Source organism: Caballeronia sordidicola (genome assembly GCF_002220365.1).
GTDB lineage: Bacteria > Pseudomonadota > Gammaproteobacteria > Burkholderiales > Burkholderiaceae > Caballeronia > Caballeronia sordidicola_C.
Genome location: NZ_MTHB01000010.1, coordinates 16,058 through 31,381, shown reverse-complemented (window position 1 = coordinate 31,381; position 15,324 = coordinate 16,058). Strand labels below are relative to the sequence as shown.

Annotated in this window: 14 protein-coding genes and 1 pseudogene; 9 read left to right on the top strand and 6 right to left on the bottom strand. The window is 60.6% G+C overall.

The window, feature by feature from the left end; genetic code table 11:
- On the top strand, window positions 1-354 hold a 354-nt coding region (locus BSU04_RS00485; RefSeq protein ID WP_179258151.1), incomplete at its 5' end, for a 4Fe-4S dicluster domain-containing protein.
- A 69-nt stretch (window positions 355-423) separates the two neighbouring features.
- On the opposite strand, the gene aroC is transcribed toward BSU04_RS00485, so the two are convergent.
- The 3 genes from aroC to BSU04_RS00470 form a co-directional block, all read right to left on the bottom strand.
- On the bottom strand, window positions 424-1,527 hold the full coding sequence (aroC, locus tag BSU04_RS00480) for a chorismate synthase (RefSeq protein WP_089158758.1): 1,104 nt from the start codon (window positions 1,525-1,527) through the stop codon (window positions 424-426).
- Between the two features lie 83 nt (window positions 1,528-1,610).
- The gene (locus BSU04_RS00475) at window positions 1,611-3,545 is read right to left on the bottom strand and encodes an MFS transporter (protein WP_089158757.1); all 1,935 of its coding nucleotides are present in this window, start codon (window positions 3,543-3,545) and stop codon (window positions 1,611-1,613) included.
- Between the two features lie 236 nt (window positions 3,546-3,781).
- Window positions 3,782-4,234, bottom strand: coding sequence for a CBS domain-containing protein (locus BSU04_RS00470; RefSeq protein WP_031359018.1), 453 nt, complete (start codon window positions 4,232-4,234; stop codon window positions 3,782-3,784).
- A gap of 266 nt (window positions 4,235-4,500) precedes the next feature.
- On the opposite strand from BSU04_RS00470, the gene BSU04_RS00465 reads away from it, so the two are divergent.
- The 3 genes from BSU04_RS00465 to BSU04_RS00455 all read left to right on the top strand — a co-directional run bounded on the left by BSU04_RS00465 (window position 4,501) and on the right by BSU04_RS00455 (window position 7,186).
- Entirely contained in the window at window positions 4,501-5,826 is a 1,326-nt protein-coding gene (locus BSU04_RS00465; RefSeq protein ID WP_089158756.1) for an O-acetylhomoserine aminocarboxypropyltransferase, read from the top strand.
- Window positions 5,823-6,644 (top strand): alpha/beta fold hydrolase, encoded by an 822-nt coding sequence (locus BSU04_RS00460; RefSeq protein WP_089158755.1) that lies wholly within the window; start codon window positions 5,823-5,825, stop codon window positions 6,642-6,644. The genes BSU04_RS00465 and BSU04_RS00460 overlap by 4 nt, the downstream gene beginning before the upstream one ends.
- A 221-nt stretch (window positions 6,645-6,865) precedes the next feature.
- On the top strand, window positions 6,866-7,186 hold the full coding sequence (locus BSU04_RS00455; RefSeq protein WP_089158754.1) for an Mpo1-like protein: 321 nt from the start codon (window positions 6,866-6,868) through the stop codon (window positions 7,184-7,186).
- Between the two features lie 16 nt (window positions 7,187-7,202).
- On the opposite strand, the gene BSU04_RS00450 is transcribed toward BSU04_RS00455, so the two are convergent.
- Window positions 7,203-8,531 carry a YihY family inner membrane protein gene (locus tag BSU04_RS00450; RefSeq protein ID WP_089158753.1) on the bottom strand — a complete coding sequence of 443 codons (1,329 nt, stop codon included), beginning with the start codon at window positions 8,529-8,531 and terminating at the stop codon, window positions 7,203-7,205.
- A gap of 102 nt (window positions 8,532-8,633) precedes the next feature.
- Here BSU04_RS00450 and wrbA point away from each other — a divergent pair, with 102 nt between their 5' ends.
- From wrbA to BSU04_RS00430, 4 genes are all read left to right on the top strand, one after another.
- A complete protein-coding gene (wrbA, locus tag BSU04_RS00445; protein WP_089158752.1) occupies window positions 8,634-9,236 on the top strand; it encodes an NAD(P)H:quinone oxidoreductase in 603 nt (200 codons plus the stop codon).
- A 3-nt stretch (window positions 9,237-9,239) separates the two neighbouring features.
- Window positions 9,240-9,692, top strand: coding sequence for a DUF2069 domain-containing protein (locus tag BSU04_RS00440; RefSeq protein ID WP_089158751.1), 453 nt, complete (start codon window positions 9,240-9,242; stop codon window positions 9,690-9,692).
- Between the two features lie 110 nt (window positions 9,693-9,802).
- Window positions 9,803-11,269, top strand: coding sequence for an FAD-binding oxidoreductase (locus tag BSU04_RS00435; RefSeq protein WP_089158750.1), 1,467 nt, complete (start codon window positions 9,803-9,805; stop codon window positions 11,267-11,269).
- Window positions 11,270-11,301: 32 nt separating this feature from the next.
- The gene (locus tag BSU04_RS00430) at window positions 11,302-12,105 is read left to right on the top strand and encodes a metallophosphoesterase (protein WP_089158749.1); all 804 of its coding nucleotides are present in this window, start codon (window positions 11,302-11,304) and stop codon (window positions 12,103-12,105) included.
- Between the two features lie 240 nt (window positions 12,106-12,345).
- On the opposite strand, the gene BSU04_RS46170 is transcribed toward BSU04_RS00430, so the two are convergent.
- Window positions 12,346-12,516 carry a hypothetical protein gene (locus BSU04_RS46170; protein WP_160172471.1) on the bottom strand — a complete coding sequence of 57 codons (171 nt, stop codon included), beginning with the start codon at window positions 12,514-12,516 and terminating at the stop codon, window positions 12,346-12,348.
- 173 nt (window positions 12,517-12,689) lie between these two features.
- Entirely contained in the window at window positions 12,690-13,628 is a 939-nt protein-coding gene (locus BSU04_RS00425) for a LysR family transcriptional regulator (RefSeq protein WP_089158748.1), read from the bottom strand.
- 196 nt (window positions 13,629-13,824) lie between these two features.
- On the opposite strand from BSU04_RS00425, the pseudogene BSU04_RS00420 reads away from it, so the two are divergent.
- Window positions 13,825-15,324: pseudogene (locus tag BSU04_RS00420) on the top strand (efflux transporter outer membrane subunit).

The following is a 15,324-nucleotide window of genomic DNA, read 5'->3' as shown; positions in this document are numbered from 1 at the left end:
TCGCAATGCAAGCCGATCGTGTATCCGAAGCCGGATGGAAAGCTGACGTTTGACCGGTTGGCGTCGGTGTTCATATCGAATACGAATCACGAGGAAAACCAGCCGGCGCATTTGACGCTGAAGGATGCATCGGTGCCGGTGGATGTGAATTTAAGGACCTATGCCGGGCCGGAAGGACGGTATTGCCCGGCGCAGGTATACGAATTTGTGAAGAACGATGACGGGAGCGAGCGCTTGCAGATCAACGCGCAGAACTGCGTGCACTGCAAGACCTGCGATATTAAAGACCCGACGCAGAACATCGTGTGGGTGCCGCCAGAAGGTGGCGGTGGGCCGAATTATCCGAATATGTGATCGTTCGGATTTGAGGGTTTAAAGCTTTAAGAATAGCGCCGGTTCTTTATGTTCAGAACCGGCGCTATTTTATTTGGCGATATGCGCCGCGATATGAGGCGTTGTCGTCACTACATCTCCATTTTGCGCACGATGCCGCAACGCATGGTCGATCAGCACAAGCGCGAGCAGCGCTTCGGCAATTGGCGTCGCCCGGATGCCAACGCACGGATCATGGCGACCGAAGGTTTCCACCGTCGCGGAATGACCGACTTTATCAATGGACTCACGCGGCGTGCGAATGCTCGACGTCGGTTTGATCGCGATCGATACAGTGATGTCCTGTCCGCTCGAAATACCGCCCAATACACCGCCGGCGTTGTTCGCGGCAAACCCCTCAGGCGTCATTTCGTCGCCGTGAACCGAGCCGCGTTGCGCGACACTCGCGAAACCTGCACCAATCTCCACGCCTTTCACCGCATTGATACCCATCATCGCTTTCGCGATATCGGCGTCGAGGCGGTCATAGAGCGGCTCGCCCAGCCCGGCCGGCACGCCCGTCGCCATCACGCCGATGCGCGCGCCGATTGAATCGCCGTCTTTGCGCAGCGCGTCCATGTACTCCTCGAGACGCGGGACGATTTCCGCATTCGGCGCGAAAAACGGGTTTTCGCGCACGTGTTCCCAGGCAACGAACGGAATCGGGATCTCACCAAGCGCGCTCATGAACCCGCGTGTTTCAATACCCATACGCTCACGCAGCCATTTCTTCGCTACAGCGCCGGCCGCGACGGTCGGCGCCGTCAGCCGCGCTGATGAGCGTCCGCCCCCGCGATAGTCGCGAATGCCGTACTTCTGCCAATAGGTGTAATCGGCGTGGCCGGGACGGAACGTCTCGACGATATTGCCGTAATCCTTGCTGCGCTGATCCGTATTCCGGATCAACAAGGCGATAGGCGTGCCGGTCGTTTTACCTTCGAACACGCCCGACAGGATCTCAACCTGATCGGCTTCCTGACGCTGCGTCACATGCCGCGACGTACCCGGTTTGCGCCGATCCAGTTCGATCTGGATATCGGCCTCGGATAGTTCCATGCCCGGCGGGCAGCCGTCGATCACGCAGCCGATCGCGGGACCGTGCGACTCGCCGAAGTTCGTGACGGTGAAAAGCGTGCCGAGTGTGTTGCCGGACATGAGCGCCGTCCTGAAAAAAGCGAAAGAGCCAATATTATGCCAGCCGAGCGCGGTTTAAGCCCTCCTTGAGCTCTCCTCCAGGCCTATTTGCGAGCGCCTCGCAGCGTCGCAACCAACGCTTGCAAGTGTTCAGGTGTGGCATCGGCTGGATCAATTGGCTCACCTACCGCGAGCGTCAGGCGGCTCATTACGCCGCGTTGAATCGGACGCGGCCACCGGTTGTCGTCATGGCGCGAAAAAACGCTACCCCACAAGCCGCGTAAAGCAATGGGCACAACAGGGGCGGAGTGGCGCTTGAGAATCTCGCTGATGCCATGGCGGAACGGGTTGATATCGCCGGTTCGGGTGAGCTTGCCTTCCGGGAAGATGCACACCAGATCGCCGTCGGCGAGTGCGCGACCGCAGGCGTCGTAGGCTTTTTCCAGCAGTTCTGCGTCCTCGTGAGCGGGCGCGATCGGAATGGCCTTGACGTGACGGAATAGCCAGCCGACCAGCGGCGAGCGGAAAATCCGGTGATCCATCACGAAGCGGATCGGCCGCGGACTTTCCGACATGATCACGATGGCATCGACAAAACTCACGTGATTGCACACCAGCACGGCGGCCCCGTGCGCGGGAATGCGCTCGGCGTTGACCAGCCTGATCCGGTAGAACGTATGCACGAGAATCCATGCGAGAAAGCGCAGCAGGAACTCGGGCACGAGCGAATAGATATACGCGGCCACCACGATATTCAACAACGCCGTGGTGAGAAACAACCCGGGGATGCCGACGCCCGCCGACGTCAGGCCGAGCGCCATCAACGCCGACACGATCATGAAAAACGAGTTGAGAATGTTGTTCGCGGCGATGATGCGCGCGCGGTGCGTTGGTTGGCTGCGAGACTGGATCAGCGCGTAAAGCGGCACGCTGTAGAGACCACCGAACATGGCGAGCAGGAACAGGTCGGCCAGGATGCGCCAGTGCACGGCGATCCGAAGAAATTCGCTGACGCCCATCAGATGCCCGGCCGGCATGATGCCGTGGCTAGCAAAAAACAGGTCGATGGCAAAAACGCTGATGCCGATCGACCCGAGCGGCACGAGTCCGATCTCAACACGGCGTTTCGAGAGCTTTTCACACATCAGCGAGCCGATGCCGATACCAATCGAAAATGTGCCGAGCAATACGGTCACGACATCGGGATTAGCCGACAGGACGTCCTTCGCGAAGTTGAAGAACGATGTGAGAAACGTCGCGCCGACGAACCAAAGCCACGAGATTCCGAGCAGGCTCAGGAACACGGTGCGGTCCTGCCGCGCAAGCGCGAGATTGCGCCACGTCTCACTGAACGGGTTCCAATTGATCTTCAGATCGGGCTGCAGGGCCGCTGTCTTCGGCACGAAACCTGACGCAACGCGCCCGATCAGCGCAACCGTCACGCAGCACGTGGCGAGCAATATGGCGCCGTGCTCGGTCAGGCCGGCCGCTGCGCCGCCGACGATCGTCCCGATCAAAATGGCCACGAACGTCCCCATTTCGACGAGGCCATTGCCGCCAACTAGTTCTGAGGGTTGAAGGTGCTGTGGCAAATACGCGTATTTCACCGGTCCGAACACGGTCGAATGCACACCCATGAGGAACGTGCAGACGTAAAGCAGTGGCGCGCTGTGCAACATGAAACCCGCGCCGCCGATCAGCATCACCACGATTTCGAACGTCTTCACGAAACGCGTGAGCGTGGCCTTGTCGTATTTATCGGCGACCTGGCCTGATGTCGCAGAAAAAAGCACGAAAGGGATGATGAAAATGGCGGAAATCAGGAAAGCGGCGGTTTTCGGATCGACACCCGAAAAGCGTGCAGCCTGAAATGTGACCAGCGACGTAAAGCCTACCTTGAAGACGTTGTCGTTGAGTGCGCCGAGAAACTGCGTCCAGAAGAACGGCGCGAAACGACGCTCACGCAACAGGCGGAACTGACCGTCGCCATGCTGGGCGCCGGCCTTTTTCTCGCGGGATGATGCGGATGTTTCGCTCATGGATTATTGGAATTGGCAGCTGAGAGAGTGCTGATCTATTGAGGTTCGCGGTAACGGGCGAAATGGTTTGGCGGGACCCGTTACGGCGCGAAAGAACCCGAAGGGACGAAAAAAATGCGCGCCGCTCGGGCGCGCATTTTGTGCGTGACGATGTGATGCGCTTCGCGCCGGGTGGTGTAACTCGTGCAGCCCGTGTCAATCGCGGTAGTTACGCTAATCGTGCGCGCGCCCCGATATCAACGCGCTTCTTCTTGCTGCTCCGGCCAGTCGCGGATATAGGCCTTGAGCATCTTGTTCTCGAAACCCTGCTCTTCCACCACGGCCTTGGCCACGTCGTAAAAAGAAATCACGCCCATCAACACATTCTTTTCCATGACCGGCAGGTAACGAACATGATGCTCCAGCATCATCCGGCGCACCTCGTTCACGTCCGTTTCCGGCGTACACGTGATGGGATGGTCGTCCATGACCTTTCGGATAGTGGAGGTGCCCACGCTGCCGCCGTTCTCGCTCAGCGTGAGGATAATCTCGCGGAACGTCAGCATGCCGGCGAGATCGCCGTATTCGATCACCACGAGTGAACCAATGTCGTGTGACGCCATTGTGTTGATCGCTTCGTGCAGCGGCGTATCGGGTGTTACCGTGAAGAGCGCGTTGCCCTTGACGTTCAAAATGTCGCTGACTCGCATGATTGTCTCCTCGCGAAAAGCCTGAATATCTGTCGATCCTAGCGGAAAGACAGTTAAAAAGAAAGCGCGCACGAACCCCGTGTTTTGTCTGCAAAAGCCAAGCGGGGCGGGCTTTTGCACCGGGTCGGCGCACGCCGCGCCAAGGCTGCCCTTACGCGGTATGGCGCCGCATGGTGCTAACGCCGACGCTGGCGTCTACCCCAAGTTTGCCGTGCCACACCCGATGTTACGATAAATGACTCTTTTCCCATGGTAGCCCGCCCACGATGTCCGCCAACCGCTTCGACACGCTCGTGCTGCATGCCGGCGCAGCACCCGACCCTACCACCGGCGCCCGCGCCACGCCGATCTACCAGACTACGTCTTTCTCGTTTCGAGACACCGACCACGCTGCTTCGCTCTTCAATATGGAGCGCTCAGGACACGTCTATTCGCGCATTTCGAACCCGACCGTCGCTGTATTCGAGGAGCGCGTAGCCGCGCTGGAAGGCGGCGTGGGCGCGATCGGCACGGCCAGCGGACAGGCCGCGCTGCATCTGGCGATCGCTACGCTAATGGGCGCGGGGTCGCACGTGGTTGCGTCGAGCGCGCTGTACGGGGGCTCGCATAACCTGCTGCATTACACGATGCGACGCTTCGGCATAGACACGACCTTCGTCCCGTCCCACGATGCCGACGCCTGGCGCGCGGCCATTCGGCCCAACACGCGCCTGCTGTTTGGCGAAACGCTGGGCAATCCTGGTCTCGATGTTCTCGACATCGAGACAATCGCGGATATCGCACATTCGAACCACGTACCGCTACTGGTGGATTCGACCTTCACCACGCCCTATTTGCTTCGGCCTTTTGAGCACGGCGCCGACTTCGTCTACCACTCGGCAACGAAGTTCCTGGGCGGCCACGGCACGACGATTGGCGGCGTACTGGCGGACGGCGGCACGTTCGATTTCACATCAACCCACCTTTTCCCCGAATTCACCGAGCCGTACGACGGTTTTCACGGCATGGTCTTCGCCGAAGAAAGCACCGTCGCACCGTTCCTGCTGCGCGCCCGTCGCGAGGGGTTGCGCGACTTCGGAGCCTGCCTGCATCCGCAAGCTGCGTGGCAGCTCCTTCAGGGCATCGAAACCTTGCCGTTGCGGATGGACCGGCACGTCGCCAACACGCGAAAGGTGGTCGAATTCCTGCTCGCTCACCCGGCCGTTGAAGGCGTGGCTTATCCGGAACTCGACAGCCATCGCGACTACGCGCTCGCCAAACGCCTGCTGCCGCGCGGTGCAGGCGCCGTGTTCAGTTTCGACCTGCGCGGCGACGTGGCGGCGGCGCGGCGCTTCATTGAAGCATTGACGCTGTTCTCGCATCTGGCGAACGTTGGCGATGCGCGCTCGCTTGTCATCCATCCCGCTTCGACCACGCATTTCCGCATGGACGCCGCCGCCCTCGCCGCAGCCGGTATTGCGCCGGGACGTATCCGGCTGTCGATCGGCCTGGAAGATCCCGACGATCTCATCGATGACCTCAAACGCGGCCTCAAGGCATCGCAAAAAACTGTGTCGAGTGCCGGCCGGAGCAGCGACGGGAGCCGCGCATGATGCTCGAAGTCGAGGGCGCTCCTGCCTACGCCTACACCGGCGGCCACGCGTTCGAGCCCGACCGCCCCGTGGCCGTGTTCGTGCACGGCGCACAGCACGATCACAGCGTCTGGGCACTGCAGACACGCTATTTCGCCCATCACGGTCTGAACGTGCTCGCCGTCGACCTTCCCGGTCACGGCCGCAGCGCGGGCCCGGCGCGGCGAAGCATCGCAGCGCTCGCGGACTGGCTTGTCGCGTTGCTGGACGCCGCCAACATCAGTGAAACCATGCTGATTGGTCACAGCATGGGCTCGCTGATTGCGCTCGATTGCGCCGCGCGCTATCCGTTGCGCGTCACCCGTCTTGCCCTGCTCGCCACCGCCTTTCCGATGACCGTGTCCGACACGCTTCTGGATGCCGCACGCGATCGCGAACCCGACGCCATCGACATGGTCAACCAGTGGTCGCACTCATCGATCGCCGCAAAACCGTCGTGCCCTGCGCCAGGCTTCTGGTTGCATGGCGCCAACCAGCGCCTGATGGAGCGCGTGGCCGCACTCGGCGAGCCCCATCTCTTCCATACCGATTTCAGCGCCTGCAACGCCTATGCGGAGGGACTTCAACGGGCAGCGGCGTTACGTTGCCCGGTACAGATCATTGCCGGCCGCCACGATGCAATGACGCCGCCCCGCGCCAGCCGGGCGCTGACCGACGCCATGAAGCAAGCGAATGTCTCTGTGGAAACGGTCATGCTGGACGCCGGGCACGCACTGATGAGCGAGCAACCTGATGCGACCCTCACCGCGCTGTTCAGTTTTGCGACGCGGCGTGTTTGAGCGACGGATCACTTCGCAGCTTATGAGCTAGGTCATGACCCAGCTCATGACGCAGCTCATGACGCAGCTTAACCGCCCGCTCCCCACTGCGCCATCAGCCGGATGGGAGGGGGTCTCCAACTGTTTCCGGATCGACAGGAATCGTGGTTGCGCAGCGGACTCAATCGCCGGAGAATGAATCTTGCTGAGCCAATGCCGCAACCTGCTCGAAGGAGACTGTCATGGCCCAAACCGCGCATTCCGATCACTTCGCGAGCTTCGCCGAGTTCTATCCGTACTACCTCGGAGAGCACCTTAATGTGGTGTCGCGCCGGCTGCACTTTATCGGTTCGCTGGGCGTGATCGGCTGCCTTGCAATGGCTATCGCCACGGGCGACTGGCTCTGGCTTCCCGCTGCCGTGATTTGCGGTTATGGCTTTGCCTGGGTCGGCCATTTCTTCTTCGAGAAAAACCGTCCGGCCACTTTTCGCCACCCGCTCTACAGCCTGATGGGCGACTGGGTCATGTTCAAGGACATCTGCATCGGCAGGATTTCGCTTTAGCGCGCTTCGGGACGCTTCAGGCGGTTTGATGCGGCATGGATGCCGCCCTTTGCGCCGCGCGAGCGCCTTCCTGACGAGAGGCTGCGCGCGCCGCCAGCAGCGTGGCCAACGTGACATCAAGCTTCTCGTTGCTCAGCGCGTTCATCAATACGGCACGGTCAATGTGCGTGGAATCGAGGCGTAACTGATAATCCAGCTCTTCGCGCTCGATCACGAATAAATCAAACAGGCTTGCCACGGTGATTTGCTGCGGATTGGCAATCAACACATAGCGTGGAACCCGAAGGTTCTCCAGCCTCGCAATCCACTCCAGAGAGTCGAGCTTACGAATCAGACGCATGGAGGTATCCATGTCACAGCGGAGCATTCGTGCAAGCTCGAGGCCGGTGTAACCCGGCAGGCCGGCTTCCCGCGCCTCCGCAAGGCGAGCGAGCAATTCGAGCGCATCGAGCAGATCGCTCCCCGGAAAATCATTTCGATGAAACTGGCCGATCCGGATTGCCGGCAGCGCCGACGTGAGCATCGCGCCGATCAGCGTGATCATCCAGCACAAATAGACCCATAACAGGAACACGGGCAACGCCGCGAACGCACCATACACCGCGGTATAAGTTGGAATACGGCGCACGTAATAACCGAAACCACGCTTCGCCAGTTCGAACGCGATAGCCGCAACGAGTCCGCCAACCAGGGCGTCGCGCCATTCCACTTTGCAATTCGGCAGGAACACGTAGAGCATGGAGAACGCCAGCATCGTGAACGGCAGCGTCGCGCTGGCGAGCGCCCACTCGACCACCGGCGGCAGGAGATTATGGGAGCCGGCAAATGCGATGGATTGCGCGAACAGGTAGGACGACATCGACAGACTTACGCCAAACAGAATAGGCCCGAGCGTGATGATGGCCCAATACACCAGGACGCGTTGAGCGAACGGTCGCGATTTGCGCACGCGCCAGATCACGTTGAACGCGGACTCGACCGTCATCATGGTCATCACCGACGTGACGAACAAGATGATCATGCCGACCGTGGTCAGCCCCTTTGCCTTCGACGCAAACTGGTTCAGGTACTTGAAGATCTGGCTGTTGATCTGCGACGGCATCAGGTGCACTGCCAGAAAATCCTGCAGTGACATCTGAAACGAAGCGAAGATGGGAAACGCGGTAAAAAGCGCGAACGCGACCGTCGCAAGCGGCACGAGCGACAACACGGTGGTAAAAGTCAGACTGCCCGCCACCTGCGGCACGCGATCCTCACCCGTACGACGGGCCACGAAGGCGGCAAGCCGCTTCGTTGTGTCGAGATCGATGGGAAACTTCAGCAAGAATCTCTCTCCTTGAAACATAACAACAGATCCGCAAGGCGGCTTGAATAGCCAGGCAAAACCACGCCAAAACGCCACGCCTACGCACCCGATCCTTATAATACCCGTTCACCGAAAAGGCTCATGAACGACATTCTCGTGCTCTATTACAGCCGCAACGGCGCCACCCGCGAACTCGCCCAGGCGATCGCTCAAGGCGTCGACAGCGTGCCCGGCATGCAGGCGCGCGTGCGCACCGTGCCTCCTGTCTCCACCGTTTGCGAAGCCACGCAGCCGGATATTCCCGCCGACGGGCCGCCCTACGCCGAAGTACGCGACCTGGAAGAATGCTCCGGAGTCGCACTCGGGTCGCCCACGCGGTTCGGCAACATGGCGGCCCCGCTGAAATATTTCCTCGACGGCTCCTCGCCTCAATGGTTGTCCGGCGCGCTCGCGGGCAAACCCGCCAGCGTCTTCACCTCCACGGGCAGCTTGCATGGCGGCCAGGAGACCACCCTGCTTTCCATGATGCTGCCCTTGCTTCACCACGGGATGCTGATCGTGGGCATTCCGTACACCGAGCCGAAGCTGACTACCACGCAAACCGGGGGCACGCCTTATGGCGCGTCCCATTTCGCTCGCGCTGAAACGGCCGACGGCGGCATCTCCGCCGACGAAAAAGCATTGGCCATAGCGCTCGGCGCACGCCTGGCCACTACGGCGCTCGCGCTTGAACGCGGCGCCTGATTGATGACCACTACGCCCGTTGTGGACGCAGGCAGCACCCCATCCGGCTTTGCACGCGGCGCGCTGTTCAGCCTGATCGCACTGATTGCGTTGTCGGTCGCGTGGGAGCTTTGGCTCGCGCCGCTGCGCCCGGGCGGCTCCGCACTCGCGCTCAAGGCAATCCCGCTGCTGTTCGCCCTGCGCGGCACGATCCGGCGCAACGTGTATACGCTGCAATGGGCGTCGATGCTCGTGCTGCTGTATTTCGCCGAAGGCATTGTGCGCGGTATGACGGACAGCGGATTGTCAGCGCGCCTTGGCTGGCTCGAAGCGCTGCTCGCCCTTGTGTACTTCGTCTGCTCGCTTGGCTTCGTCGCACCGTTCAAACGCGCTGCACGCGCCGCGAAGCGAGCAAAGGCCGCGACAGTTGCGACAGCATCACCACCAGACTCAACACCCGGCGGGAATCATTTGTAGCACGGAATAGTCCGCGCGAACGAGACCTATGCCATCAGGCCAGGATTCGCCCGGCCTGACGTTACGCGATACTGTGTCACTTGTCGTCCACGCCACTGCTACCGAAACTCATGACCGCATCCGACCGTTCACGTAACTTTGTTGAAGCCTGTATCGAAGCAATTGGTGCAGCGCATGTGCTGACCGACGCACACGATACCGCGCCGTTTCTCACTGACTGGCGCAAGCGTTATCACGGTCAGACGTGCGCCGTGGTGCTTCCCGGCACCACCGAACAGGTCGCTAAAGTTGTGCAGCTCGCGCGGGAATACCGCTTTCCTATCGTGCCGCAAGGCGGCAACACCGGTCATTCCGGCGGGGCAACCCCAGACGCCAGCGGCACACAGGTGGTCATCAGCTTGCGCAGGCTGAACCGGATTCGCGACGTCGATCCACTCAACAACACCATCACGGTGGAAGCCGGCGTGATCCTCGCCGATATCCAGGCACGCGCCGAGCAGGAACAGCGGCTCTTTGCGCTCAGCCTGGCCGCCGAAGGCAGTTGCACGATCGGCGGCAACCTTTCAACCAACGCCGGGGGCACCGCCGTGCTGCGCTATGGCAATACGCGCGAATTGTGCCTCGGGCTGGAAGTGGTGACGCCGCAAGGTGAAATTTGGGACGGTTTGCGCGGGCTGCGCAAGGACAACACCGGCTACGATCTGCGCGACCTGTATATCGGCGCGGAAGGGACGCTCGGCATTATCACCGCCGCAGTGATGAAACTGCATCCTGCACCTGTCGCTCGCGTAACGGCGCTCGCGGCGCTGGCCTCACCACAGGCCGCGCTAGATTTCCTTGCTAACGCGCAGCAATACGCGGGGCCGTTGCTGACCGGCTTCGAACTGATGTCGGATTTTTCGCTTCATCTTGTCACCACGCATTTCCCGCAGATGCGCTATCCGTTCAGTAAGAAACACGGGCAGACCGTGTTACTCGAATTGTCGGATAGCGAGAGCGAGGAGCACGGCCGCGCGCTGTTCGAACGGCTGATGGAACACGCCATGAAGCAAGGCCTGGTCGAGGACGCAGTCGTGGCGGAGAATTTGTCGCAATCGCGGGCGTTCTGGAACTTGCGCGAACATATTCCGCTCGCGCAGGCCGCGGAAGGACTTAACATCAAGCACGATATCGCGGTGCCTATTTCGCGCATCGGGCATTTCATCGAGGCGACCGACGCGCTCATCGCCCAGGCCATTCCGGGTGTGCGCATGGTGACGTTCGGCCATCTCGGCGACGGTAATCTGCACTACAACGTGCAGGCGCCGGAAGGGGTCGATCCCGAAAACTTTCTCGCTGAATTCCAGGCACCGGTCAATGCGCTCGTGTATGAAAGCGTGCACGCGCATCGCGGCAGCATCAGCGCGGAGCACGGGGTCGGACAGTTGAAGGTAGCAGAAGCCATGCACTACAAATCCCCGCTGGAGGTGCGGCTCATGCGCGCGCTCAAGACAGCGTTCGACCCCGAGAACCTGATGAATCCGGCCAAGGTGTTGCCGGACGTGCGTGCGCCGGGTGCGCCGCGCCTGTCATCGTAAGTGCAAATAACAGTATTAAGGAGATAAGCGCTGTGAAGATTCGCGTTCTGTCGGACCTGCATCTCGAGCACGACGAACCGCTTGCCATCCCGTACGCGGAGGCCGATCTCGTCGTGCTGGCCGGTGACATCCACAATCACGCGGAAGGTCTACGCTGGGCAGCGGAAAACTTCAGTTCGCAGGTACCGGTTGTTTATGTCCCGGGCAACCACGAGTATTACGACGGTGAGTTCGGTGCACTCGAAAGCGCGATGCAGGATGCCGCGCGCAGCTTGCCCAACGTCCATTTCCTGAACAACACCACCCTCACCGACCGATACGGCAAATGGCGCGTGCTAGGCACTACGTTGTGGACAGATTTCGCGCTGTTCGGCGCGAACGACGAGGCATTGCGCGAATCCATCGCTGCGGCCGAGCGGGTGATGCTCGACTTCCGGGGCGTGATCCAGGTTGCATGGCCGGAGCCCGAAGATGAACCGCGATCGTTCAGCCCCAGCGACTCGCTGGCGCTCCACGAGCAAGCGCGGGCATGGCTGGAAGATGAACTTGCAAAGCCCTTCGATGGCAAGACGATTGTCGTCACCCATCACGCGCCGCTCAGACAAAGTCTCGCTGAGAAGTTCGCAACGGACAGGGCATCGGCGGGTTTTGTGAGCGATCTGCGCTCGCTCGTGAGCGCGCCTGTTGCGTTGTGGGTTCATGGCCACACGCATACCGCATTCGATTATTTCGTAGAGGAAACACGGGTGGTCTGTAACCCGCGCGGATATCGCGACCGGCGCACGGGTGTGCCTGAAAATCCGTTGTTCAAATGGGACAGGGTGGTCGAGATCTGAGCGTCCACCGGCAGGGAATCGCGAAGAAACGCGGTTCCGGTGTAAATACGCTGCAGGCGCGTGCGGCCGGACAATGCTTACCGATCGTGTCGCTACTGCTCGGCCGGTTAGCGTTTTGAGTAAAAACACCCGATCCGAAGCGATAAATCTCACGCCCAAGGTACGGCTTACCCGGCGCAGGGTTAAAAGTCACTGTGCCAGTTGCAAAAACAAAAAGACCGATGGATCGGTCTTTTTTTCTCAACGATCGGACGAATCTCGCGATTGGCGGTTCTTACGTTCGTTGATACGGATCGGGATCAGGCGAGCGCGTTTCGCATTCTCACGGGCTGTACGCAGCAGTTCACGGGTAGCGGGCACGGCGATCAGAGCCAGCAGTGCGTAGATGGCGATCATCAGCGGCGTATTCATAACTTCCTCGGGCGTTGTCGAATCGGTAAAAAGTAAATCGGTAAAGCTAAAAGACAAATTACAAGCTATCAAGATGCGGCCGAAATAGACGTAAGCAAGTGTTGCATCGCGGCGAATGAAAAACCCGATGAAAGCACATTACCCGGCTTACCCCCATTCTCCTGCTCATAAGCTTACGACGCCACAAATTCCTGCAGCGATTTTTCGTCGACGGCAAGTGCGGCAGGCAACTCAGAACGCAAATACTCCACCCAGGTCCGGATTTTCGCGTCCAGGTACTGACGTGACGGATACAGCGCAAACACGTTGAGCATCTGCATGGTGTATTGCGGCAAGACACGCACCAATGTCCCTGCGCGCAACGCAGGCAACGCGGACGAAGTGGGCAATATCCCCACGCCCATGCCTTCGCTGATTGCGACCGCCATGGCTTCAGCCACATTCACCGTGAAGGTCGCCGGTCCGAGACTGATCGTTTCCTGCCCGTTCGGACCGTCAAAGGTCCATTTGTTCGGCGGAAATGCGGGCGTCATGAGTTGCAAGCACGTATGCCGGACCAGATCAGACAAGACATGCGGCACGCCATGTTCCTGAATATAGCCCGGCGACGCGCAGGCAATGCTGAACGCACTTCCGAGTCGTTGGGAAACCAGTCCTGAATCAGGCAGTTCGGTGCCAAGGACAATGGACACGTCAAAACCCTCATCCAGCAGGTCGGGCACGCGCTGCGCAAGCGTCAAGTCGATCTGCACCGATGGATGCAGCTTCTGGTAGCGCGAAATCATCGGCACGATGTAGTGCTGGCCGATACCCGCCATGGCGTGCATCTTGAGCTTGCCAGCCGGGCGCGCATGCGCATCGCCTGCTTCGGCTTCGGCCTGATCGACATAAGCCAGGATTTGCTCGCACCGATGCAAATAACGTTCGCCTGCTTCGGTCAGCGCGATCCGGCGCGTGGTCCGGTTGAGCAGGCGAGTGCGTAAGTGCGCTTCGAGATCGGAGACGGCGCGCGATGCATAAGCCGTGGTCGTGTTCAGCTGCTGAGCCGCGGCGGTAAAGCTGCCGGCTTCAACAACCCGCGAAAACACGCGCATGTTTTGAAGCGTATCCATGAGCCTTGAGTCTCTTCCAAGTGATGCTGCATTGTTGCGTTATGAGCAACGATGATTACCTCGTAACGCGTAACAATGCTTTGCATTTTTACCGGTTACTCGCCAATCAGGGCAAAAATATAATTCTGGTCTGTGTCTCAGTCCATTTTGAGAAATAATTTTGTCAGACCGCACGATCAGAAAGACCGTCATCCCGATGGTTCTTACATTTATTTTAACAATAGCGGGCTGCGCGAGCACTAAAAACGTCGGTCCCGAAGATACGCTCCAGGACACGTCTTCGCTCGATGCCGGCGCGACGCTGCGCGCGGCCAACGCCGACGCAGCGTGGCCGGCGTCGACATGGTGGCGTGCCTACAACGATCCGCAGCTTGACGCGTGGGTTGCGCGTGCGCAGGCCGGGAATCCGACTCTGGCGTTGGCCGCCGCGCGCGTACGCGAAGCCCGTTCGATGGCGGGCGTGGCGCAAGCCGCCCTCGCGCCTCAAGTCGACGGATCGCTGGCAATCAACCGCCAACAGTGGCCGGAAAACGGCTATTACGGCCCCGGCACTTTCAACAACGTCAACACCTGGGACAACACGGCCGCGTTGCAACTGTCGTACAACCTCGACCTCTGGGGCCGCGACGGTAACGCGACGGAACGTGCGCTGGATGCCACGCACGCTCGCGCCGCCGATGCGCGTGCCGCGCAACTCGAACTGGAAGCGAACGTGGTGCGCGCGTACATCGGTTTATCGCAGGGATTTGCGTTGCGCGACATCGCTCAATCCACGCTCGACCAGCAGCAGAAAATCGCGGCGCGTGCGCGTCGGCGGCTGCAGGGCGGGATTGGCACGCAGCTTGAAGTGGCGCAGGCGGAAGCGTCGTTGCCAGACTACGAGCGTCAGGTCGAGACGTACGACGAAGCCGTCGCGCTCGCCCGAAATCAGCTCGCGGCGCTTGCCGGTGCGGGGCCTGGTGCGGGCGATTCGATCACGCGTCCCGTGCTGTCGCTGGCAACGCCGCTAGGTTTGCCTTCTGCTTTGCCCGCTGAGCTGATCGGACGTCGTCCCGATGTGGTAGCGGCGCGCTGGAGCGTTGCGGCTCAGGCGCGTGGCATCGATGTCGCGAAGGCGCAGTTCTATCCGAACATCAACCTGATGGCGTCGCTTACGCAAATGTCCGCGGGCGGTGCGCTGCTGACGTTCCTCACTGGAAACGGCAGCGGCTGGACCGCTGGACCCGCCGTGACGCTGCCTATTTTCGAAGGCGGCCGCCTGCGCTCGCAACTTGGGGCGGCGTCGGCGCAATACGACCAGGCCGTCGATCACTACAACGCCACGCTGGTTGCGGCGTTGCGCGATGTCGCCGATCAAGTCGTGCGGATCAAGTCGCTCGATCGCCAGCTCGACGCGTCAGGCCGCTCGGTTGCGGCTGCGCGGAAGAGTTATCGGCTGGCCGACGAGGGGTAAAAGCGTGGCTTGACCGATTACCTGAACGTGCTCGTCGCGCAGACGCAATTGCTGCGCGCACAAGACGCAGAGGCGCGAGTGCGCGCTGAACGGCTCGCGCTGTATGCGACGTTCTCGGCGGCATTGGGTGGCGGCATCGATAGTTCGAGTGACAGCCCCGCCGACACACAGATGAAACCCGCGAAGCACATCGGGCCGTTCGCACAGCACAAGGATGCGTCGTCCGGCGACCGGAGCGAGTGA